General features: G+C 43.2%; 23 protein-coding genes. 10 read left to right on the top strand and 13 right to left on the bottom strand.

The annotated features are described in order from the left end of the window. The 3 genes from DXD78_RS15575 to DXD78_RS15565 all read left to right on the top strand — a co-directional run. Window positions 1–841 (top strand): AbiH family protein (locus tag DXD78_RS15575; RefSeq protein ID WP_117652815.1); only part of this gene is annotated, 841 nt, incomplete at its 5' end. 274 nt (window positions 842–1,115) lie between these two features. Then, window positions 1,116–1,505 (top strand): type VI secretion system tube protein TssD, encoded by a 390-nt coding sequence (gene tssD / locus DXD78_RS15570; protein WP_101602725.1) that lies wholly within the window; start codon window positions 1,116–1,118, stop codon window positions 1,503–1,505. Between the two features lie 326 nt (window positions 1,506–1,831). Continuing rightward, window positions 1,832–2,593 carry a ThiF family adenylyltransferase gene (locus DXD78_RS15565; protein WP_101602726.1) on the top strand — a complete coding sequence of 254 codons (762 nt, stop codon included), beginning with the start codon at window positions 1,832–1,834 and terminating at the stop codon, window positions 2,591–2,593. Here DXD78_RS15565 and DXD78_RS15560 read toward each other — a convergent pair. After that, window positions 2,588–3,346 carry a helix-turn-helix transcriptional regulator gene (locus tag DXD78_RS15560; RefSeq protein WP_101602727.1) on the bottom strand — a complete coding sequence of 253 codons (759 nt, stop codon included), beginning with the start codon at window positions 3,344–3,346 and terminating at the stop codon, window positions 2,588–2,590. The two genes, DXD78_RS15565 and DXD78_RS15560, sit on opposite strands and share 6 nt — an antisense overlap. A gap of 167 nt (window positions 3,347–3,513) precedes the next feature. Here DXD78_RS15560 and DXD78_RS15555 point away from each other — a divergent pair, with 167 nt between their 5' ends. From DXD78_RS15555 to DXD78_RS15540, 7 genes are all read left to right on the top strand, one after another. After that, window positions 3,514–4,143, top strand: coding sequence for a hypothetical protein (locus DXD78_RS15555; RefSeq protein WP_101602728.1), 630 nt, complete (start codon window positions 3,514–3,516; stop codon window positions 4,141–4,143). Between the two features lie 188 nt (window positions 4,144–4,331). Then, window positions 4,332–4,469, top strand: a complete 138-nt coding sequence (locus tag DXD78_RS21110) for a hypothetical protein (protein WP_158298284.1) — start codon at window positions 4,332–4,334, stop codon at window positions 4,467–4,469. Window positions 4,470–4,493: 24 nt separating this feature from the next. After that, window positions 4,494–4,631: a hypothetical protein gene (locus DXD78_RS21105; RefSeq protein ID WP_158298285.1), complete on the top strand. Its 138-nt coding sequence runs from the start codon at window positions 4,494–4,496 to the stop codon at window positions 4,629–4,631. Further along, entirely contained in the window at window positions 4,631–4,792 is a 162-nt protein-coding gene (locus DXD78_RS21100; protein WP_158298286.1) for a hypothetical protein, read from the top strand. Before DXD78_RS21105 ends, DXD78_RS21100 begins: the two co-directional genes overlap by 1 nt. Before the next feature lie 60 nt (window positions 4,793–4,852). Beyond that, window positions 4,853–6,790 carry a radical SAM protein gene (locus DXD78_RS15550; RefSeq protein ID WP_117652814.1) on the top strand — a complete coding sequence of 646 codons (1,938 nt, stop codon included), beginning with the start codon at window positions 4,853–4,855 and terminating at the stop codon, window positions 6,788–6,790. Between the two features lie 27 nt (window positions 6,791–6,817). Then, the gene (locus DXD78_RS15545) at window positions 6,818–9,115 is read left to right on the top strand and encodes a TonB dependent receptor (protein WP_101602730.1); all 2,298 of its coding nucleotides are present in this window, start codon (window positions 6,818–6,820) and stop codon (window positions 9,113–9,115) included. 43 nt (window positions 9,116–9,158) lie between these two features. Beyond that, entirely contained in the window at window positions 9,159–11,360 is a 2,202-nt protein-coding gene (locus DXD78_RS15540; RefSeq protein ID WP_101602731.1) for a peptidase domain-containing ABC transporter, read from the top strand. 314 nt (window positions 11,361–11,674) lie between these two features. On the opposite strand, the gene DXD78_RS15530 is transcribed toward DXD78_RS15540, so the two are convergent. From DXD78_RS15530 to DXD78_RS15480, 12 genes are read right to left on the bottom strand one after another with little or no spacing between them, the layout of a single operon-like run. Beyond that, window positions 11,675–12,271: a DUF6549 family protein gene (locus tag DXD78_RS15530; RefSeq protein ID WP_101602733.1), complete on the bottom strand. Its 597-nt coding sequence runs from the start codon at window positions 12,269–12,271 to the stop codon at window positions 11,675–11,677. Continuing rightward, the gene (locus DXD78_RS15525; RefSeq protein ID WP_101602734.1) at window positions 12,264–12,470 is read right to left on the bottom strand and encodes a hypothetical protein; all 207 of its coding nucleotides are present in this window, start codon (window positions 12,468–12,470) and stop codon (window positions 12,264–12,266) included. Before DXD78_RS15525 ends, DXD78_RS15530 begins: the two co-directional genes overlap by 8 nt. A 20-nt stretch (window positions 12,471–12,490) precedes the next feature. After that, window positions 12,491–12,790, bottom strand: a complete 300-nt coding sequence (locus tag DXD78_RS15520) for a hypothetical protein (protein WP_101602735.1) — start codon at window positions 12,788–12,790, stop codon at window positions 12,491–12,493. 4 nt (window positions 12,791–12,794) lie between these two features. Continuing rightward, complete coding sequence (locus DXD78_RS21215) at window positions 12,795–12,953, bottom strand: hypothetical protein (protein ID WP_162838076.1); 159 nt, start codon at window positions 12,951–12,953, stop codon at window positions 12,795–12,797. Continuing rightward, window positions 12,934–13,458 (bottom strand): hypothetical protein, encoded by a 525-nt coding sequence (locus DXD78_RS15515; RefSeq protein ID WP_101602736.1) that lies wholly within the window; start codon window positions 13,456–13,458, stop codon window positions 12,934–12,936. The genes DXD78_RS21215 and DXD78_RS15515 overlap by 20 nt, the downstream gene beginning before the upstream one ends. After that, a complete protein-coding gene (locus DXD78_RS15510) occupies window positions 13,424–13,783 on the bottom strand; it encodes a hypothetical protein (protein ID WP_229093127.1) in 360 nt (119 codons plus the stop codon). Before DXD78_RS15510 ends, DXD78_RS15515 begins: the two co-directional genes overlap by 35 nt. Further along, entirely contained in the window at window positions 13,780–14,547 is a 768-nt protein-coding gene (locus DXD78_RS15505) for a PolC-type DNA polymerase III (protein WP_101602737.1), read from the bottom strand. Before DXD78_RS15505 ends, DXD78_RS15510 begins: the two co-directional genes overlap by 4 nt. A 3-nt stretch (window positions 14,548–14,550) precedes the next feature. After that, on the bottom strand, window positions 14,551–16,728 hold the full coding sequence (locus tag DXD78_RS15500) for a DNA polymerase III subunit alpha (protein WP_101602738.1): 2,178 nt from the start codon (window positions 16,726–16,728) through the stop codon (window positions 14,551–14,553). Continuing rightward, the gene (locus DXD78_RS15495) at window positions 16,725–17,267 is read right to left on the bottom strand and encodes an HNH endonuclease (protein ID WP_101602739.1); all 543 of its coding nucleotides are present in this window, start codon (window positions 17,265–17,267) and stop codon (window positions 16,725–16,727) included. Before DXD78_RS15495 ends, DXD78_RS15500 begins: the two co-directional genes overlap by 4 nt. Beyond that, window positions 17,260–18,027, bottom strand: a complete 768-nt coding sequence (locus DXD78_RS15490) for a site-specific DNA-methyltransferase (protein ID WP_101602740.1) — start codon at window positions 18,025–18,027, stop codon at window positions 17,260–17,262. The genes DXD78_RS15495 and DXD78_RS15490 overlap by 8 nt, the downstream gene beginning before the upstream one ends. Then, entirely contained in the window at window positions 17,993–19,744 is a 1,752-nt protein-coding gene (locus DXD78_RS15485; RefSeq protein WP_101602741.1) for a PHP domain-containing protein, read from the bottom strand. The genes DXD78_RS15490 and DXD78_RS15485 overlap by 35 nt, the downstream gene beginning before the upstream one ends. Then, window positions 19,741–20,781, bottom strand: coding sequence for a toprim domain-containing protein (locus DXD78_RS15480; protein WP_101602742.1), 1,041 nt, complete (start codon window positions 20,779–20,781; stop codon window positions 19,741–19,743). Before DXD78_RS15480 ends, DXD78_RS15485 begins: the two co-directional genes overlap by 4 nt. Window positions 20,782–21,005: the final 224 nt, after the last annotated feature.

The raw sequence follows: 21,005 nt of genomic DNA, 5'->3' as shown, positions 1-21,005 counted from the left end.
GAGGACGTTTAGACGCAAGAAGGACGCTGAAGAGCTTAGTTGCGGATTTGAGGGTGAAATAGAACTTGCGGACTACGTACAGTATACTGCTTCGGAAAATCAGCCGGATTTTGCCAGTGACGAGTTTAGGGATCGGGATTATTATGTCGGTTCGTACCAGGCAGAAAGTGAAATTGGAGGTTTGGTCAATGACATTAAAGACACTTTCAAAGCATGGATTAACTCTCTGTCAAAGGCGGATGGAAGTAAAAAGATAAAGTTGACCAGAGGAGATGACCACTTCATTAATTTTAATTACACTTCCACCTTACAGTATTTATACGGTATTCCTGATTCAGAAATTCTTCATATTCATGGTAAGGCTTCCGATGAAGTGCTGGTACTTGGTCACAATAAGACTTATGAAGAGCTGACCAAAGCTGCAGAAGTCATCCAACCGGAGCCTCCGGCAGATTTGTCGGAAGAGGAGCTCGCCGAGTGGTACGATGGGGAAGACTACATAACTCAAACAGTTCGTGATGCCGCAGTCAACGAAATATATAGTATTCGCAAAAATGTAGAGCAAATTATCCAAGATAACCGGAGCATATTCTCTTCAATGAATGAAATCGAGCATATTTATATTTACGGCTTTTCTTTTTCTCCGGTTGACGAACCCTATATTGACAAAATAATCAGCCACATAGACAAAGAGAAAGTTCATTGGACAATTAGTTATTACAGCGATGAAGACCAACAGAAAATACAAGCCTATATGCAGTCCCGCAAAATATCACCGGATTTGTGGGAACTTATAAAATTGGAAGATATCCAAATGTACAAGCAACAACGATTGTTCTAAGCTTATTGGCAAGTCACCTGCATTTCCGTTTGTATTCAGGAAGCGGATATGCAGGTGTCAATATCATTATAATTTATGTACACCATATAAAATAGGTCTTTTTCCGTAATCATCAGATCCCCTTGATTACAAAAAATATTCCAAACTATTTGGATGTTTTGAGGATTTCTGTTACATTTGCTTTAGTTGATATTCTTTTCTTTTTTCGAAAGCGGGACCTCTGCTTTAATCAAGAATTATTGTCTTGATTCATAACCATTAAAACAGTATTGCTATGGGAGCATTCAGAGTGACCGTGCAAATTCGGAACAAAGAAATAGATATACTCTACTCACATATAGAGTTTAGTCGTAAGACAGACGCCAAAGGGCGTCCGGTGACAACTGTTATTGGCGGACGGGTTACGTTCAGCATTGAATCGACTCAAGATACGGACATACTTGAGATTATGGTGAACGGGCAATTTAAGCCCATTAGCGGAAGGTTTACTTTTTACAAGATTGAAGATAACTCTGTATTTCGGATTATTGAGTTTAGATGTGCCTATATTGTTTTTTACAAGGAAGTTTTTAATGTAGATAAAAGACGTCCATTATTTACCACAATAACTCTTTCTTCCGATGTTCTTGTTGTTGGAAATGCCTTTTTGACAAATAGTTGGTAGCTGGTTTTGTGATGTGGTTTTATATTTTGATCTCTTGCGGCATATATTCGGTGGAGCGGTAAAAGCATTAATCAAAGAACGATTAGTTGTGTATGAACTAACAAAATCCGGTCTGAATCGTATATTTATGGCTTAGCTGTTCGTGAACAATAAAGAGGAATGTGTAAATATTAGATAATGATTCTTTTGGTTTATACTTGCTTGACGTTTTGGAGGGCAATGGCAAAGATAATGCAACAAATTTATACTCTATTGCAAAAATACACTTTTGTGTCAGGCTTAATCGAAAGAACCTCTGTATCTTTGTTTCATTAAAACATGTTTATATGAAAAGATACAGCAGGAATCGCATTTATATCAGCGAAGAAGAACAGGAGAAAATCAAACAAGTCCGTATTCTATTGGGTGGTGCCGGAATTGGCAGCATCATTGCAGAATGCGCCTTGCGGTTTGGTTTTGAAAATATGACCATTGTTGACGGTGATAAAGTGGAAGAGAGTAATCTCAACAGGCAGAATTATGTAAAAGCGGATATTGGAAAATATAAAGCAGAAACACTTTGCAAACGCTTGCAGAAAATTAATTCCAACGCAGAAATAAAATTCCATAATACATTTATAGACAAAGGTAATATAGAGAGTATTATCTCAGGGCATCATATAGCTATTAATGCTTTGGATTTCAAGGATGGAACCCCTTTTGAATTTGACCGCATCTGTTCCGAAAAGATGATTCCCGTTCTCCATCCGTACAATTTCGGATGGGCGGGATTCCTCACTATTGTAAAGCCGAAAGGTTATCAGTTGTCTGAAATCTCCCAAGAACCTAACGGCTTTGAACTGAAAGTGGCGGAGTATGTATCGAGGTATGGAACGTTTTGGAATATGCCAGTTTCATGGTTGGAGAAGGTGATAGAAGAATATCGTGCGGAAGGAGGCATCTTGCCCCCTCCCCAGCTTTCTGTTGCCTCGTGGATTGTTGCGGGACACTGCGTGAATGCCATGTTCAATCTGGCGACCGGACGTGAAGTCAAGTTCTTTCCTAAATTTTACCTCTCATCACTGATGTGTGAGAGCAATTCCCTATAGTAACCTATAATTGGTTGCATAAGACAGCGCTTCCGCAATGTTTTTTACTCCCAATTTGGAGAACAGTGCCCTTTTGCATGCCTTTATGGTATCAACGGACTTGCATAGTTTATCGGCTATGTCATTCATGGTATAGCCTTGGGCTGAAAGGATCAGTACATCACGTTCCATTTCGCTCAAGGTTATGCCTTCTTTCTTTATCCATTTATGCTTGTCCAAAGAATATTCATAATAAGATTTCGAACCGGATTTCTTCATGATGATGTAACCGGGAGTACTTCTTGCCGACATGGATATGGTACATAACGCCAGCCATATACGTCCATCTTTAGTCAATATCATTGGAGTGAGGTGGTGATTCACCAATCTTAGTTTCCTTCCATGTATAATATGGAAGTCATATGAAATGGTATAGTCAAGACGTTCCGCTAAGGGTATTTCGTTGAACAGATCGAATCCTTTCTTGTTTACTTCCAATAACATCTGTTGTTCTTTTTCAGGCACGTAATCCAGATAAAACCTGTACCCGAAATCCTTAATCTTGTCAGAAGTCTGACCACACCAATATCCCAGATTTTCTGATACGTACAGGAAGTTCTGTTTGAAATAATCTATGATATACACGCACTGGTGCGTGCTTCTTGCAAATGCTTTGGCTGTATTTACAAGAAGATTGATTTTCTGATAGTCCTCGTCCGTAATATTGTATACGGAATTAGACATTATAAAGAAGTCTCCTATATTTGTTGCCATAACAATTCTTTTTATAGATTCGCCGCAAATTTACTGATTATTCTTGAATATGTAACTTTTTAACACACAATTGTGTGAATATAATAGTGTATTTGTCTAAAATACACTTTTGTGTTAAATAAAGGCAGCCGTTCGTTTTTAGTTTTGTATCAGAAAAACAAAAAGAAATGGAAAAACTGATTTATACAAACGGACAATACAATATCTGGCAATTGGTGGGGAAGGAAAACCTGAATGAATTGGCAGAATTTGTGGTAAGGGAGAATTACAAACATCATGTGGGTGATTTTTCCTCCGAATCTATCAAGAATGAGATATATTCTGTTTATCAAGAAGAACTCCAGTATATTGATAACTCCACGATATTTGTAGTCCGCAATGATGCAGGCAAAATTATCGGTTCAATCAGGGTGTTCAAGTGGGACAGGAAGAAAACTCTCCCGTTACAAAAGATTTTCGGTATCAATCCGTTAACAGCTATACATTCTGAAACAGATTATAACTATTGGCATATAGGCCGATTTGCCATAGACTCCCTGGCAGGAATCCCGACAGTCACTCTGTTTAAGCAACTCATGGTATATGCGGTACATCCTATTATATGCGATAGCAAAAGCTATATGATAGCAGAAACAGACAGCAAGTTACTCAAAGTGATGAATACACTTGGTATTGAGACTGTTCGATTGGGGCATTCCATTAATTATCTTGCCTCAGAAACCATACCGGTGTACTCCAGTAAGAATGGACTTCTCCTATTCTACAATCATTATGAAAATTTATATATAGCTTCATGATATACACTTTTGTGTATTTCTCCATGAAGGTCTATAACGAATACACTTTTGTGTCAAAATATACTTTCATGACTATTTAACTTTGCAAATAAATAATTGGATGGCCAGACAATCAGCAACAGACCTAACTGTACAAAGGAGTGGATACCGAAAAACTGAAAGAGTAGGTTGGTTTAAGTGATACACAAATGAAAAAGAAAAAGATCGGACAAGAAAAGAATCTTGTCCTGCTTGATCGCTTAACTCAAAAAGAGCAATCAATTATCTCAGGTGGTGCGAAAAGAATCAGTGGTGAAATAACAGGCACCATCAGGGTTTACTTTTAATGTTTAATTTAAAATTTTACAATTATGAAAAAGAAAGAACTTAAAAAAATGAATGACATGACTCTTATGGACCGATTGACTCATGCAGAAGTCAACAAAATTAAGGGTGGAAAAGCGAAAATTGAAGGTAATTTGAACATCAAAATCTCAAACTACAAGTAATGAAAAAGAGAAATCTAACAAAAGCTTCCCGCCTTGCCAATATAGACCGGCTTACCAATCTAAATGCTGGTGCTATAAAAGGCGGTAAAAGTTCACCTCAAGATTCTATTTTCGTGGACGTTCCTAAAATTGATATTCCGGAAATAGTAATAAGAATCTAAAAAAAATGAGGGCATGTAGTAGCAAGCAAGCCTTGCTACTACTACTTAAAATGTACGACAATGAAAAAAACAATCTTATTAGGATGGCTTCCGCCTGCAATGGAGAATGTCCCATCTCCATGCCTGTCAGTCTTAAAACCTGCATTAAATCAGGTTGGGTACAATGTTTCTTTGAAGTATTGGAATGTATCATTGAACCCTCTGCTGAAAAGTTTCTTCAACATGGAGAACTTGATATATGATACCGAACTTAATAAACTGATGCCTTTTTTACTAAATCTTGGCATCAGTTTAAACGATACAAAAATTGTGGACAAGATTAAATATTATATCTACTCCATAAAGCCACAGCTGCACAGTAAAGGGAATGAGTATATTTATGAATACTTCCATTCATTCAATCAAAAACTGAATTGCTGGTTTGAAAATGAAATCAGTCAAATAAAGTTTGATGACTACCTGTTTGTAGGATTTTCAGCCCAGTTCTATCAATGGCTTGTTGCAAACCTGTTTATTGACAAGATAAAGACTGCTTATCCGAATACCCATATACTTGTGGGTGGTTTTGGAACAAAGGAAGAAGCGGTTACATTTTTGAAAAACTTTCCACATGTCGATTATACATCTTGGGGAGAAGGTGAATATTCAATACAACAACTGGCATTGTATCTGGACGGTGAAAAAGCAGCATTGTCTTCCATTCCTAATACCGTATATCGTATAGGAGATGAAATAAAAGTGAATTTGTTAAGAAATGTTTATGTGGACTTAAACAAGTCCAAGATGGATTTTTCCGATTATTTCAAATCCATACAGGGCTTTTCTCTGGATCAGGAACTGTCCTTGCCTATAGAAGGCGGCAGAGGATGCAGCTGGAAACAATGCAAATTTTGTTTCTTGAATACCGGCTATAAATATAGGACTAAAACCAATGAACAGATAATAAGAGAAATAAAGGAGCAAGTGGAGCGATATGAGGTAAATCGTGTCTTATTCTTGGACAACGATATCATAGGAGCCGATATGGATAACTTTATTGAGCTGTTGGACATGTTGATCGAATATAGGAAAGAAAATAATGACTTCTCTATATTACTGGCGGAAATAGTTACAAAAGGGGTTCCGTTCAATGTCATAAAAAAGATGGCCCTCGCAGGATTTGAATCCGTCCAAATAGGATATGAATCACCCAGTAATAACCTTTTGGAAAAGATCCATAAGAAAAATACGTTTGCCAGTAACCTGTTCTTCATTAAATGGGCAAATGAATTAGGTATTCGTATTAACGGGGCAAATGTACTAAGAAATTTATTGGAAGAAACAACAGATGATATAAAGGAAAGTATTGACAACTTATATTTTTTGAGGTTTTATTTCCAAAAGAGACTGGTATGCCACAGCTATTCCTTCCTTAGTGTCGCAAAATCATCACCTTACTACCGGACTTTATTAAAAACAAACCGGTTGACAGAATGGGGACAATCGCACCTGGCACAATTTACCCCAGAAAATTATATGTCATTAGAAGATAAATTCATCCTCTTTTTTGATTTTATAAAACCGGAGTATAATCATTTGTGGGACACTTTCCAACAAATAGAGCAACATTATATAAACAATATTTATGATTATCAATTGATAATTGAAAGCAATAGTGTGTTCTACAGGGAATTCTATAATAACACATTGATTAAGGAAATCGAGTTCGAAACGGATGATATTTATTGGGAAGTGTTGCAGTTATGTGATTCCGAAGTGTTATCTATTGAACAGATAACAAGGAAGTTGGGTAATAAAAAATCAAAAGAAGGAGAAACATTGCCGGAAGTAATTCTCAACTTAGAAAAAGAAGGGTTGTTGTATTGCAATGATAATAAGACAGAGATTGTAACTGTTTTGGACATTCATAAGACTATCAACCTACGGCAATACGGAGTAAATACAAATTCTTCCATGCGGATAGATAATAAATGCCATGAGGCTTTATTGGTTAGTTAAATGTATAATTATTAAAAATATAGAGACATGTTAATGAGAAGAGGATTGATAGCATTGGCGTTTGTCTTGTTTTTAGGTGTGGCAGCAAATGCACAGACCATCACAGGCAAAATCGTTGATTCAAGAAATGAGCCGATAGAGGCCGTTACTGTTGTTGCGCAGACGATAGATTCAGTTTTTGTTGATGCCGCTATTACAGATTCTACAGGTCAGTTTTTAATCAAAAACGCACCTGAAAAATATCGTCTGATCTTGCAACACCTGTTATTTGTTACACAACAAGTTAACGGATATACCCCTAATATTGGAACTCTCACAATGAAAGAACAGGATTATACATTGAACGAGGTCGTCATAAAGGGGGAACGTCCACAAGTTAAGGTTGAAGATGGGGCTTTAAGCTATGATATGAATAGAATGGCAGAAAAAAAGGTAATCAGCAATGCTTATGAATCCATTCTGCAACTTCCAGGAGTAGTGGAACAAAATGGTTCAATAACCTTGGCCGGTGCCAATGGAGTATCTATAATACTCGACGGTAAACCGACAACCATGAGCAATGCACAACTTTATGAGTTGCTGAAAAGCACTCCGGTTTCAAATATTGAAAAAATACAGGTTATGTATAGCGCTCCTGCAAAATACCATGTCAGAGGTGCCGCAATCAATATTGTCACCCAAAAGAAAAAAACGGAGAATCCATTTCTACAGGGAGAAATTAACGGTTCGTATATTCAAAGGCATTTTACAAACGGTCAGGGAGGGATCAATCTGTCGTACTCTTCCCCCAAATTATCCGTGGACTTTCTGTATTCACTGTCAGCAACTAAAAGTAAGACACAACTTGATTTGGCGACTTTACATAAGTTGGATAATAAGGTTTATGAAATAGAACAGTACAATAGAGGAACAAAAAAGGATCTTGCGCATAACATACGTTTGGGAGGAGAGTACACTTTCAATAACGAGGACAAACTTAGCCTGGCTTACACAGCAGTTTTAAGCCCTGATGGAAAAAGCACAGAGAATTCTGTTGGCAGCTTTTCCAATTCTACCAATAACAAGGATTTCGAAAATTCCATGCACAATATGAGTCTGAATTATTCTTCACATAATAATTTCAATGCGGGAGTGGACTATACACATTATAATTCACTTTTCTATCAGGATTTCCAAGATAGCAGAACAGACGGAATGATCAACGATTTCACTTCAGATTCAAAACAAAAGATTGACCGGATAAAAGTATATGCGGACAAAAGCCATGAGTTTGCCAAGGATTGGTCATTTAATTATGGAGCGGAATTCACGTATGCAACAGATTATAATATGCAGAAATATAATTCAAGAACTGAAACCGACATGACGGGGTCGAACACAGACAGCAACATTAAAGAATATACATATAATGCCTATGCCGGATTCGATAAAAGTTTCACGGAGACTTTTTCCATGTCATTCTCTGTTATTGGAGAGTATTATAAGCTGGCCAAGTATGACAACTGGGCTGTTTATCCTACACTTGACCTTACGTATGTGCCTTCTCCCTCACATATCCTCCAGTTTTCATTCTCTACAGATAAATCCTATCCGGATTATTGGGATATGCAGGAATCGGTCGGATATTTGAACGGATATACGGAGATTCATGGTAACCCATATCTGAAGCCATCAAAAGACTATTCAGCCCAGTTGATATATGTCTTAAAAAGCAAGTATCAATTTCTTTTATACTATGACTATGAACCTGACCATTTCGAACAGTTAGGTTACCTGTCATCAGATAGGCTGGCCCTGATATATAAGACACTTAATTGGAACTATAAGCAAATGATAGGATTAAACATCGTGGTTCCTTTTAATATTGGAAATATTTTTGATTCAAGAATAGTCCTGAACGGCTATAACAATTCGTCAAAATGCAAGGACTTTTATGACTTATCCTTCAAACGGAACAAGTGGACGCTATATTCACGTCTGGATAACGCTATCAATATTTCCTCCAAGCCGAATATTAAATTAGAATTGGCAGCCATGTATATGACCCCTTCTATCCAAGGCATTTACGATTTAGGTAGAATCTGGAGTCTGGACGCAGGTCTGAAGTGGAGCTTTGCAAAAGACAAGGCGGAAATTCGTGTAAAGGGTACAGATTTGTTCAATAGCGCCATGCCTGATGTGAAAACCAGATATAAAAGCCAGCACATGGATATGCTCCTGAGACCGGACAGCCGTACTTTAACAGTTTCTTTCAGATATAAATTCGGAGGTTACAAAGAGAAGAAGTTTAAGGAAGTGGATACATCAAGATTTGGTCAAAAGTAATTGCAGTTTAAACTTTAAACAACAGTATATCAAAATTAGAAATATGTCTCAATTTCCACTATATTTCCAGCATGATGCCATGCAATGCGGCATAGCCTGCCTGCAAATGGTATGTAAATATTATGGTAAGGAATATACCCTTGCCCAGCTTTCCGATATATGCTTTGCCACCAATGAAGGCATATCTTTGCTTGGCATAAGTCAGGCTGCCGAAAAACTGGGATTACATACCGTTTGCGGGCGTGCAACAGTGGAGCAGCTGGAACAAGTGGACCTGCCGTCCATCATCTTTTGGAATCAGAATCATTTTGTAGTACTTTACAAAATAAATAAAAGGAAGAAAGGAAATATCTATTATGTGGCAGATCCCGGCAAAGGGAAAATTGTATATACTGAAGGAGAATTTAAAAAAGGATGGTTGAATACACAATCGCAAAGGGAGGAAAAAGGCATAGCAATGTTTTTCGAACCGACAGGGAATTTTTGGGAAATAAATTCTTCCGAGAAGGAAAAGCATTCTTTCCGTTTTTTATATGGTTATCTGAGACAATACAGAAAGCATCTCATTCAAATCTTATTAGGGCTGCTGGTAGGTTGCATATTGCAATTGATCATGCCTTTCCTTACACAATCCATTGTTGATATCGGCATAACTAACAGGGACATCGGATTTATTTGGTTAGTTCTGTTGGGTGAGCTTCTGATTGTCATTGGACGGACAGCGACTGATTTTATCAGACGTTGGTTGCTGTTACATATCTCTATGCGCATTAATATCTCACTTGTAAGTGATTTCTTCATTAAATTATTAAAGTTGCCAATGTCCTTTTTTGATACCAAATTAATGGGGGATTTGCTTCAACGCATGAACGACCATAACCGGGTACAATCATTCCTTACTTCACAGTTACTTAGTACATTGTTTAGTCTATTGAGTTTTGTTGTTTTCGGAATGGTACTCTTTATTTATAACAGGATAATCTTTGGAGTATTCCTTTTAGGCAGTTTTCTTTATGGAGCATGGATCGCCACGTTCCTAAAACGGCGTAAGGTGATCGATTATGAACTTTTTGAGCAGCAGGCAATAAGCCAAAGCAAAACCTATCAGTTCATTACAACAATGCAAGAAATAAAGTTACAAGATTGCGAACGCAGACGCCGCTGGGAATGGGAGGATGTACAGGCCGACCTGTTCAAAGTGCAGATGAAATCCCTTAAATTGCAACAGATGCAGGAAGCGGGAAGCATTTTTATCAATGAGGTAAAGAACATCCTTATAACAGTAATGGCTGCGACATCCGTAATTAATGGCAATATCACATTAGGGGCAATGCTTGCGGTACAATATATTGTAGGACAACTCAATTCACCGGTGGAGCAGCTGATGTCATTCATTTATTCACTACAGGATGTGAGAATCTCGTTGGAACGCATTAATGAAATTCATGAAAGAAAAAGTGAAGAAACATGCGAACGTCAACATATTGGATTTGCAGACAGAACTGACAAATCGATAGTCATTGATAATGTGGATTTTAAATATGACCCGCATGCTCTGAAAAAAACGGTTGAAGGTATATCTTTCATAATTCCTGAAGGAAAAGTGACCGCTATTGTAGGAGCAAGTGGGAGTGGAAAAACTACATTGATAAAACTTATATTAGGTTATTATCCAGTGATGGCAGGTAATATTCTCATAGCCGGAAGAAATCTTGATAATTATAATTTAAAATGGTGGCGTAGGCAATGTGGCGTAGTCATGCAGGACGGAATAATTTTCTCAGAAACAATAGCAAGAAACATTGCAGTGGATGATGGTGATATAGATGTGGAGCGTCTGGAACAGGCTGCACGAATAGCCAATATTCATGATTATATAATGGGACTTCCTCTAAAATACAACACTCAAATCGGTAGGGATGGTATGGGATTGAGTCAGGGGCAAAAACAACGTATTCTTATTGCGCGTGCGGTTTATAAAAAAACTGATTTTATCTTTCTTGATGAAGCGACCAATGCTCTTGATGCCAAAAACGAGAAAGCTATTGTAGAAAACCTGAACGGGTTTTATAAAGGACGCACAGTCATCGTTGTTGCCCACCGGCTTTCAACAGTAAAAAACGCCGATCAGATAATCGTACTTGACAATGGTAAAGTGGTGGAAATAGGAAATCATGCCTCACTTATAGAAAGGCAGGGCATATATTATAATTTAGTGAAAAACCAACTTGAATTAGGCAATTAACATGGAAATAGAGAGAAACAATGGTTCCGATCAGGTTGAACTCCGGTCAGAAAAGGTACGTAACATTATCGGTACGATTCCCCCCGCTTTAGTACGTTGGGGCATAGCTGTTATCACGATTATTTTTGTGATATTAATGTTAGTGTTTTTGGGGGTTCCTTACCCATATGGGAAAGGTGAGAGCATTTTTCAACACTTGTTCTTTTCTTGAAGAAGGGTGTTTTGCAAATCCCTAAATAAACTTTGTATTTCACACTTATCTGTTGTCATGCTTTATCAGATAGGGTGGGTTGTCTCTCTTTTGGGCAGAGAGACTATTTCTCAATTTGGATATATTCCGAATATTTTATTTCTGCATAAGGATTGTCACTTGAGATCATCTGGTGGATGGCTTTGGCCCGTTTCCAGAACCACCACCCTTTGTATTCTATCCAAATGGCCTGATTAAGCGTTACGGGCATTCTGATATCCCCTGTGAGACGGTTCTTCTCAATAAAACCTGTCAACTTTATATACGGTGTTGTCATTTCAATTTTTTGCCGTAACAAAGGAATTGTATCACGGACAATGAAAGTGTCACGGATAACGGCATCTATCGGAGCCTGTACCTCGACCTCATGCCGTGCCGCCGCTTCAAGATGTTTGATTCTCATTCCGAGTTCCTTGATTTTCTCAGTATCTTTGGTACGGAATTTCTTATACTCGTCCATGGTCAACCTCAGTACTTTGACATCGAGCGCCATTGTCGCGGAGTCGGATTGTATCCGCTTTATATCAGAAAGCAGTGCGGTATTGTTCATGCTAAAACGGTCACGCTCTTTCGTAAGACGCTCCATGCGGCGGTACTGTAGCCAGACAATGCTTACGAGTAACAGCATGACACTCAAAAATACTTTGTTCAGTCTATTCATAAGATATGGATTCTTCGGGGATGAACCACAGGAATTCATCCAGATAACTTTCTTCCAGCAACACAAGGCCGCCCCGGTTCGTTTCCCGGTTCTGTGACAGGTCTTCCACGAGCAGTCCACGGCGGCCGATCACCTCGTCCAATCTTATTTGTGAGAGTTTGGGCGAGGCGATGATAATAACATATGAGTTCTTAATCATGACGGTTATGTTCTATGATCCTATTTGTGCGTTCCCTGGCATTTGAGAAGCTCACGAATGTCCGCACGAATTTCGTGCAGGTCGTTCTGTACCGTATTGAGTTGCATCATGGTGGCCTCAAAAACAGACTTGTCCAGTTTCATGGCGTTAATACGGTCATACTGGTTTTTGATTTCGGTCTCCATACCGGCACATTTCGTTTCCAACTTGGCAATCTGCGCCGTGTTGTTGATATGTTGTATGTACAGTGTCAGTGAAAACGATAGTACCACTACAATAATCTTGAAGTACTTTATTACAAATTCCTTGAATTGTTCCATATAATTATTCCATTAAAAGAGTGTATGCGTCCTTGATAGCCCTGAGCAGGAGTTCTGCCGCCGCACTATCCCAAAATCCATAGACAATCAATGCGACCATGATTGCCAGATAAGTCCACCAGGCTATCTCCTGTTTGTCAATCTTATGCTTCCCTCTGGTCATCTTCTGTCGTTTTTTGGGGTACAATTACATTAAAAATCACATTGCCGTCATTACCCTCAATGCGCAGGCGGCTCTCTTCCTTGTGCCTGATGGGGAAAATTTCCATCAGCGCCTTGGCGGCATTGACCGACACGGCCCTAAGTGCCGCAGGAGAGAGGGGGACTCCGAAACGGTCCGTATAGTCCGAAGTGGCCGCCTCGTCCATGACGGCTTTGAGGGTTTCGGTCACTTGCAGTTTCACGGCCATTGTTTCCATTTCAAAGCGCTCCGAAGACAGCAATGTCCTGATGTGTGCCAATACATGGGGCTTGTTCATCAGGTAGTTGGCGGAAGCATTAGGATTCTTTACCGCATTCTCCCCAAACACTTCCACGAAACATTTCTTCGGTCGTCCCGCATATTCCAGGCCGCCATTCACATAGAGGTTGCAAAATTGCAGTTCCTGTTCTGTAAGCGGCTTTCCTTCCGGTTTATCCAGCATGTCCATTATCTTGTCTGATTTCATTTCCTTCTTTTTCTGAAAGAGTAGCGGGTTTCCAGTGATGAGGTTTTACAAAATCCGCTTTCTCATTAATTAATTGTTCCATCAGTGCCTCATAAAACACTTGTGCCAGCGCGTCGGCACATGCCTCGGCATCCGCCAGTGAATTTATAATCCGCAAATTGAACTTAATTTCAAGGTCATAGCCCGATATAAACGCCATAAGTTCATTGCCGTCATAGCCTAATGCCCCATATGTCATACGGTCTGCAGTATGAAACGTGATGGTTTCCGGAATCGGGCCCTGCTGAATGTCTTCCGCATCTTTTTTATTGATATCCGTCATCATATTTTAAAGTGTTTACGGGTTTTCTCTTTTGCCTGTATTGTGATTGCTTCCCCGCCCGCATGACGTAACCGGGAGGTATAGATACCAAGTATGTCAAGTGTGGCCGTTACATCGGCAGCCGCATCATGTGCATCATTCAATTCCACTCCCAATCGGGAGGCGATCAGCTCCAATTTGTAAGAAGTCACTTCCGGATCGGCTGCAAATGCCAGCCTCCCTACTGTAAGCGTATCGATATAGTGGGGCTGGAAATTACCGTAATAGTCCTTCGTTCCGGCAAAAGTTTTTTCAAACTCGGCAACCAGTCCGGCATAGTTCATCAATTGTTGTAAGAAACCGATATCAAAAGTGACATTCTGTCCGATCAGTATGGGTTTACACTGGTTGCCTTTCGACAAGGCGCTACGTTTGGCGAAGGCGATGATTTCTCCGGCCGCCGTCTTCATATCCACCCCTTGTGTACGTAACATTTCCATAGTGATGGCGGAATAGTCCAATGCCGTCTGCTCATATTTCATAGGGACAACCCCGGCTTCCTTCGCCTGTTCGTGGCGGGTTCGTAACACTTTGCGACGGGGCAGTCCGGCATCCGCCTTGCCATAGGGGGCGATATACGCCTGACAATGGTCGAACACCTGCCAGGTGTCGAAACGGACGGCTTGCAGGGCGATCTGGGTACAGGCGCATTCACGGCAGTCCAGACCGCCGGTTTCAAAATCCATCCCGATCCCCACGTATACTTTCTGTTCTGTTTTTGGTGTCATGTCTTAGGATTGAATGAATAACATTGAGTTCTTATAGGTTTGGAGCATATTGCATCCGTTATAATCACTGTAACGGACGACAGCCGTGAGAATGACCACCCGGCCCTTGAGGGCCTGTATCTCGGTGCGATGTTCCATGTAGTAGTCGTTCCAGCAGACACATTCCGTAATGCGGTTGTTCTGCGAGAGCGTGAGCTTGGCGAAACGTTTCCGGCTTCCCGTTTCTCTGTCCTTATAAGTATGCTCCGCAACCTCCACAACCGTGACGCAGACCGTTACCTTCCGGCCGTCGTTCTCATCCAGTGCCACCTCGTCCAGTGGCAGGTAAGAGGCTTTTCCCCTGACCTGCCTGCGGGCTTCCGAGTTGTCGAAGATGCGCCAGTAATCAATATTGCCGATGCCCGATACGGCAATCTGCTGTTGAGACCAGAAGAAATGCCTCTCACGCATATCCAGGGGGAAGTCTTTTTCGGAAAGAGAAAATCCCAGTTCCCTGGCGGCACGTTCGAGCAGGGCGCAGCGTTCGGTAACCGCCCCGACATTTTCCACGCGGTCAAAACATCCGGCAAGGACCATGTGCTTGACATGACGGGCATTCACGGGCACTTTCACCGCCTCCTCCGGGTTGTCCGGGTCATCCCAATAGCTGTACTTTTTGAGCTTGTAACGGAAAATGCGGTGTATGAAGTTCTCAATGCCGGTATACGCCCCGCCTCGGTCACGTTCCGTAACGATGTGTTCCACCGTCTTGACACCCACCTGTTTGATACGGGTAAGCGACCAGAATATTTCATCGGTGGCGTAGTCGGTAAAGAACTCCGTTCCCGAGCGGTTGATGTCCGGCGGCACGATCTTGGCTGACGAGCAGCGTTCCATCTCCGCCATCAGCGGGGGAATTTCCTTGTCATCCGCCCATTGCAATGCTACGGTATAGAATGCCGACGGGTAATTGGCCTTGAGCCAAGCCCCGCAGTAGGCGGTCAGGGCATAGGCTGCGGCATGGGAACGGTTGAACGAATATTTTCCGGCCACCTCTATCTTGTGCCAGATTTCTTCCGCTTCATAGTCCGGGCAGCCATTGCGGACAGCCCCCGCGATGAAATCGGCCTTGAGCGTAGCCATCAGATCCGCCTTCTTCTTGCCGATGGCTTTTCTCAACAGGTCGGTTTTGCCGAGGTCAAAGCCGCCGAGTGTGTGGGCTATGGACATGAACTGCTCCTGATAGCACATTATTCCGAACGTGTTCTTCGTCGCTTCGTAACAGCCGTAGTCATAGACCGGCGCCACTTCCCCCCGCCGGAAACGGATATAATCCTCCGTGGCCCCGATGTCGAGCGTGGCGGGACGGTACAGGGCGTTGATGGCGATCAGGTCCTCTATGCACTTTGGCCGCACATCCTGAATGAAGCGGGTGATGCCGGGTGAAGAGAACTGGAAAACATTCTGTGTGTTGCCTTCAGCGAGCAGCCGGTACGTCTTGTCATCTTCCAGCATCTCCTGTGTGATACGTTCTATGGACAGTTCCTGTCCGAAATGACTGTTGGCCAATGCGATGACGGCGCTGAGCTTGGCGAGCTCCTTTGTCGCCAGCACATCCTCCTTCAGCAGCCCGATCTCATCGACCGAGTAGCCGTCGAATTCCGACACCAATGCACCGTCCATCTTTCGGACAGGCAGGTAATCGAAGCACTCGGCCTGCCTGCCGTCCCGGGCATCAGGTGTCACTATAATTGCGGAAGCATGTATGGATGCGGCCTTGGGCTGTCCGAGCAGCCCGCGCACATCTTCAATGACTTCCGGATAGGTCTGGATAAACTCACGCAGTTTCCTGTTTGTCGTCGCCTGCATGAACAGCCCCGTCCAGTCCGTACCGTCATCTATCATGGCTGTGATATAGTTCACGATGGCATGCGGCACGCGGTGCACACGCGCCACATCCTTCAATGCTGCCTTGAGCTTCATGGTTGTAAAGGTTCCAGCCGAGAACACACGCTGGCGGCCATCCACATTGTAACGTTCTTCCAGATAGTCCTTGATCTCCTGCCGTCGGTCGGAAGCGTAATCGACATCGATATCGGGCAAGGACGCGTGTCCGCCTTCCGTCAGCCCTCTGTCAACGAACGAATCCATGACAGTCAAAGGGGTATCCGCTTTCCTGATTTTAATGTGAGTCACTTTCATCTTATATACTTCTTATATCGAACAATGGCGCTTACCGTCTGGCGGCTGACGCCGTACTGTTTTGCCAAGGTATTCTGTGAGACTTTGCCGGAGAAATACTTCACCCGTACCTCTTCCGCCTGTGCGTTCGTCAGTTTGGCGTTCACACTTTTCTCTCCATAATCCTGTTTGAGCCCGCCCGCAATGGCGTGTTCCATATTCTGTTGGTGCGTACACATTTCCAAATTGTCCGCGGTGTTGTTGTATCGGTCACCGTCAATATGGTTCACTTCCAACTTTGGATTCCATTCCGGAAGGAAGTGCTGTGCCACGAGACGGTGTACGGAGAATTTTGTCCCGACGCCTCCCTTATAAAGCCGCACACAGTCGTAATATGAGGTGGTCCCGCACCAATGGCTCATGATCCGTTCAGGCTGTGTCCAGGTGATACCGCCATGCGATACCTGCCGTTCCAGACTCTTGATGCGCCCCTTGTTGCTGATTCTATACTTCCCTTCATAATTTTTGATATCCACCCAGATTTCCCGGGTGTCAGTCATTGGCTATTCTGTTATATGCTGTTTGAAAAATATCCCGGTCTATCTCCACGCCTATGAAGCGCCGTCCCATGTTCCTGCAGGCGACAGCAGTACTGCCGCTGCCCATCGCAAAATCAAGGACGAGGTCCTCCTCGTCGGTATAGGTGCGTATCAGATATTCCAGCAAGGCAACCGGTTTCTGTGTTGCGTGCAGGCAGGACCTCTGCTTGTCCGTCTTGAATCTCAATACACTGCGCGGATAGCGTTCCGTGGAGATGTAGTCCCGGTAATTGTCATGCTTCCGATATATCTCCCCGCTGTCACACTTGCGCCGGTGGTCGGCCATTACGATCTTGCACCGGTGCCCGTCCGTTTTGACGGGGTTGTATTTGGGCAGCCTGTCATAGAACACGAGAATGTCCTCGTGCGCTTTCATCGGCATACGCCCGGCATTGAGAAAACCTGTCGCCTGTGTCTTCTCCCAGATCCATTCATAACGCAGCTTTTCAAGATTGGAACAGCCTAATATGCTGGTAAAAGGATGCTGGCAGAACAGCAGTATGGGAGTTCCGGGGGCAGAAACGCCTTGTATGGCATTCCACATCCCCCGAATATCTATCACGGCGTCCCAGCGGCAGTGTGTCGTACCATATGGCGGGTCTGACAATACCATGTCGGCAACGATGCCCTGCCCTGCCAATAGGGGCAGCACCTCGAGGGCGTCACCCCGGTAAAGGTCGCAGCCGTCATAGGGACGGCGGTGTTCGTAAGTCGGATTCATGGGTTTCGAGTTCCTTTAAGTTCCACAAACAATCTCGGCGGTCAAAAAGAATTTCGTCACCGCAAATCAATTCATCGGCATATATTGTTTTTTCTTCCCCGCCGCGGAGAATCCTCAAACGGGCATCCGCACAGAGACGATAAGTCTTATTTTCAGATTGTATCTCCACATATTGTTCGCCTTTGTTAAGCGTAATGTCCGGAGCCAGTACCGTTATCTCGTTTTTCCAAACCAGTCCGCAGCGTTCCGGAACAAGAAAACGTGAGAAAATCAGGTCGTATTTCAGCGGGTCGATGGAGGTAATGCCCAACAGGTAGGAGACCAACGATCCGCCGGCGGAGCCACGCCCGATACCGGTTGCAATGCCCCGGCGGTGCGCCTCACGCACCATGTCCCACTGTACAAGAAAATAATCCACGTTGTCGGTTGACTCGATGATATAGACTTCCTCGTCCAGCCGTTCCCGGTAGCGTTCCATATCCGGAACTTTTCGTTTCAACCCTTCATCAAGCAGCCGGAGGAACATCGTGCGGCGATTGCCGTACCGTTCCACTTCTTCGGGACGCATACGGTATTCGGGCATGAACATCCGTCCGGTCTCGAACACGGCTTCCGCCCGTTCTGCAATCTCCACCGTAGGGCGGCACATACGCCCGAACAGGGCATCGAAGTCCCATTTCTCGGAAAAAAGCGGACGGAGCGTGTCATACAGTTCATCCGCCGTTTTGAAATATTGCTCCCCGCTCTGTTCGTGTGCGGCTCCTGCAGCAATTTTATTCACTATAATTTTGGAAGCGGCATCATCTTTGTCCATATAATAGCAATCCGGCAGGAGGATCGGTTCTACTGTAAACAGATCCCTTTCGGTATCATAGCAATTACAGAAATAATATTTAAGGGCTTCCAGCTGCTCCCGGTCAATACGGTCCGCCTTATATTCGTTGGCGTCTATCTGGTAATAAACCGCTTCGGCCCCTTTCCGGATCCGTTCCACCTGCTTAGGGTGTCCGGCCATCCAATAGACAGAGCGGGTGGCAAAGACCGGCACACACCCTGCGGCATACATCAGCAGCTGTTCATAACGGATTGTATTGTTTTCCGAAACCACCATCACGGCGGACTGGATACGCAGCAGGTTGTGGAGCCCCTCATTGTTCAAGGCATATATTTTCAGGTTTACGGCTTCTTCTTCATGAATCATTGTCAGCGAGTAGCCGAAGATGTGTTTCAGCCCGTTTTTGGCACATTCTTTTTGGAAATTGAGTGTGGCGGCCATTGTATTACGGTCACAAATGCCGACCGCCGTATGTCCTGACCATTTTGCCTTGCGGCATAAATCCTCCAGGGAACCACAGGCGTTCAGCAGTTCGTAAGAAGTATGGACACCAAGATTCACAAACGGAATGTCATGTACCGGAGGCCCGGGACGGCCGATGTATTTCAACAGATTGAAACGGAATTCTTCCCGAAGGTCGTAATAGTACCAGTTATATCCGAACGGAAAAGCCACATGGTAGATTCCCTCCTCCATCAATACTGCCGGATTCTCCATCAGATTGAAGACAAGTTTATCGCCGTCACTGCGGAAAATGGATTCCACACCTGACAGGTCAGCCGTGAACAGCCGTCCGAACCCGGGTATGTCCACCACCTCCGTGTCAACCGGTATATAAGAAATCCGTTGTGTGTCAAGCCATGCGAGCAGTTCCTGTATCATCTTTCCTGTACTTTTTTGAGTTTGTATTCAAGGACAGACAGCAGACGGTAGGCAAAGATGCCGTAGACCTCCGTTTCCGCCAGTTCATCCCAGTCTTTATCGGCATCCGCTATATCTGCGATGAACACCTCGAAGTAGGGCCTCAGCCGTTCCGCAGCCCGTTTGACCGCCTCGACGGCATCACCGTCATATCCAATAACCACGGTCCTCACGCCCTTCGATTGCAGCTTGTAAATCTGCACATCGGAAATTTTCTTTCCGAAAGTCGCTACGGCGGCAATATGCGGGTTATCGTAAAGCTCAAGTTTTCGCGTCAGCGCGATGACGTCAAAAACGCCCTCTGCAACGATGACCGTATCGGTACCGTCCTTGCGGACGGCATCATAGTTATAAAGAAGTTTGGAAAAGTCGTTCTCTGTGGAATTCCGATAACGAAGTATCTTGTATTCACCTTTGTATTTCGTTTTACGGTTGTAGGTGTCTATCTCCTCTTTTGGCCAGGTATGGCGTGAAACATATCCGACAACCATACCGCAGTCGATGACCGGGAAAATTACATAGTCGGCATACCGCGGATTGAGCCTGCCGGTTATTCCGGCAGGAAAATATTCATAGTCATCGAAGCGGAATCCGCGCTGTTTCAGATATGGGTGGCGGAAAGTCCGTTTATAGAAGTCCGGCAGTCCGGACGGGACCAGTTCATCGTCTATATCTTCCGCCTCGTCAGGTTCCAGCAGGTGCAGGTTCAGCGGTGCCGAGATATCTGTTGTTTCGGAAACCATCAGGTCCATGCGTCCGATAGCCTCCAATAACTGCGCAAGTGTACGGGTGGACGCCCCGCAGGAGAAACAGTGTGCCATGAACGGTCTGTGGCGGACGGTTTCCTTACCGATATAGATACCGAACTTACCGCCCTGCTTGCCGCAGAACGGACAGCGCGGAACGATAAGGTTCTTGCCGCTCCCGTCCCGTTTGGCCCCCGTCTCACGGGTTATCTCCGAAACCAGATATTGATATTCCTGTACAGACAGTTCCATACTAAGGTATAGTACTGCCGGTCATAATAAAGTTTGAGCATTCTATAAATTGACTAATTATAAATGATTGTTCTGCCCTTCAACGAACAATGTTATAGTGTCGACTTTGTTAATTAAGACAAATACATTAGTGATGCTAAAATTATGATAATCAAACAAATAATCTTTATAAAGTTTTGGAATTTCAAAGAAAATTCCTATCTTTGCGAACTGTTTTGTCCATT

Origin of the sequence: Bacteroides sp. D20, from assembly GCF_003436255.1 — a bacterium.
GTDB lineage: Bacteria > Bacteroidota > Bacteroidia > Bacteroidales > Bacteroidaceae > Bacteroides > Bacteroides uniformis.
This window is presented reverse-complemented; position numbering and strand designations above follow the sequence as displayed.

What these genes read in the sequence shown, in the direction of transcription:
- tssD (WP_101602725.1), top strand. Translation starts at nt 1,116, where the DNA reads ATGGGAGCATTCAGAGTGACCGTGCAAATTCGGAACAAAGAAATAGAT.
- DXD78_RS15565 (WP_101602726.1), top strand. Translation starts at nt 1,832, where the DNA reads ATGAAAAGATACAGCAGGAATCGCATTTATATCAGCGAAGAAGAACAG.
- DXD78_RS15560 (WP_101602727.1), bottom strand. Translation starts at nt 3,346, where the DNA reads ATGGCAACAAATATAGGAGACTTCTTTATAATGTCTAATTCCGTATAC.
- DXD78_RS15555 (WP_101602728.1), top strand. Translation starts at nt 3,514, where the DNA reads ATGGAAAAACTGATTTATACAAACGGACAATACAATATCTGGCAATTG.
- DXD78_RS21110 (WP_158298284.1), top strand. Translation starts at nt 4,332, where the DNA reads ATGAAAAAGAAAAAGATCGGACAAGAAAAGAATCTTGTCCTGCTTGAT.
- DXD78_RS21105 (WP_158298285.1), top strand. Translation starts at nt 4,494, where the DNA reads ATGAAAAAGAAAGAACTTAAAAAAATGAATGACATGACTCTTATGGAC.
- DXD78_RS21100 (WP_158298286.1), top strand. Translation starts at nt 4,631, where the DNA reads ATGAAAAAGAGAAATCTAACAAAAGCTTCCCGCCTTGCCAATATAGAC.
- DXD78_RS15550 (WP_117652814.1), top strand. Translation starts at nt 4,853, where the DNA reads ATGAAAAAAACAATCTTATTAGGATGGCTTCCGCCTGCAATGGAGAAT.
- DXD78_RS15545 (WP_101602730.1), top strand. Translation starts at nt 6,818, where the DNA reads ATGTTAATGAGAAGAGGATTGATAGCATTGGCGTTTGTCTTGTTTTTA.
- DXD78_RS15540 (WP_101602731.1), top strand. Translation starts at nt 9,159, where the DNA reads ATGTCTCAATTTCCACTATATTTCCAGCATGATGCCATGCAATGCGGC.
- DXD78_RS15530 (WP_101602733.1), bottom strand. Translation starts at nt 12,271, where the DNA reads ATGAATAGACTGAACAAAGTATTTTTGAGTGTCATGCTGTTACTCGTA.
- DXD78_RS15525 (WP_101602734.1), bottom strand. Translation starts at nt 12,470, where the DNA reads ATGATTAAGAACTCATATGTTATTATCATCGCCTCGCCCAAACTCTCA.
- DXD78_RS15520 (WP_101602735.1), bottom strand. Translation starts at nt 12,790, where the DNA reads ATGGAACAATTCAAGGAATTTGTAATAAAGTACTTCAAGATTATTGTA.
- DXD78_RS21215 (WP_162838076.1), bottom strand. Translation starts at nt 12,953, where the DNA reads ATGACCAGAGGGAAGCATAAGATTGACAAACAGGAGATAGCCTGGTGG.
- DXD78_RS15515 (WP_101602736.1), bottom strand. Translation starts at nt 13,458, where the DNA reads ATGAAATCAGACAAGATAATGGACATGCTGGATAAACCGGAAGGAAAG.
- DXD78_RS15510 (WP_229093127.1), bottom strand. Translation starts at nt 13,783, where the DNA reads ATGATGACGGATATCAATAAAAAAGATGCGGAAGACATTCAGCAGGGC.
- DXD78_RS15505 (WP_101602737.1), bottom strand. Translation starts at nt 14,547, where the DNA reads ATGACACCAAAAACAGAACAGAAAGTATACGTGGGGATCGGGATGGAT.
- DXD78_RS15500 (WP_101602738.1), bottom strand. Translation starts at nt 16,728, where the DNA reads ATGAAAGTGACTCACATTAAAATCAGGAAAGCGGATACCCCTTTGACT.
- DXD78_RS15495 (WP_101602739.1), bottom strand. Translation starts at nt 17,267, where the DNA reads ATGACTGACACCCGGGAAATCTGGGTGGATATCAAAAATTATGAAGGG.
- DXD78_RS15490 (WP_101602740.1), bottom strand. Translation starts at nt 18,027, where the DNA reads ATGAATCCGACTTACGAACACCGCCGTCCCTATGACGGCTGCGACCTT.
- DXD78_RS15485 (WP_101602741.1), bottom strand. Translation starts at nt 19,744, where the DNA reads ATGATACAGGAACTGCTCGCATGGCTTGACACACAACGGATTTCTTAT.
- DXD78_RS15480 (WP_101602742.1), bottom strand. Translation starts at nt 20,781, where the DNA reads ATGGAACTGTCTGTACAGGAATATCAATATCTGGTTTCGGAGATAACC.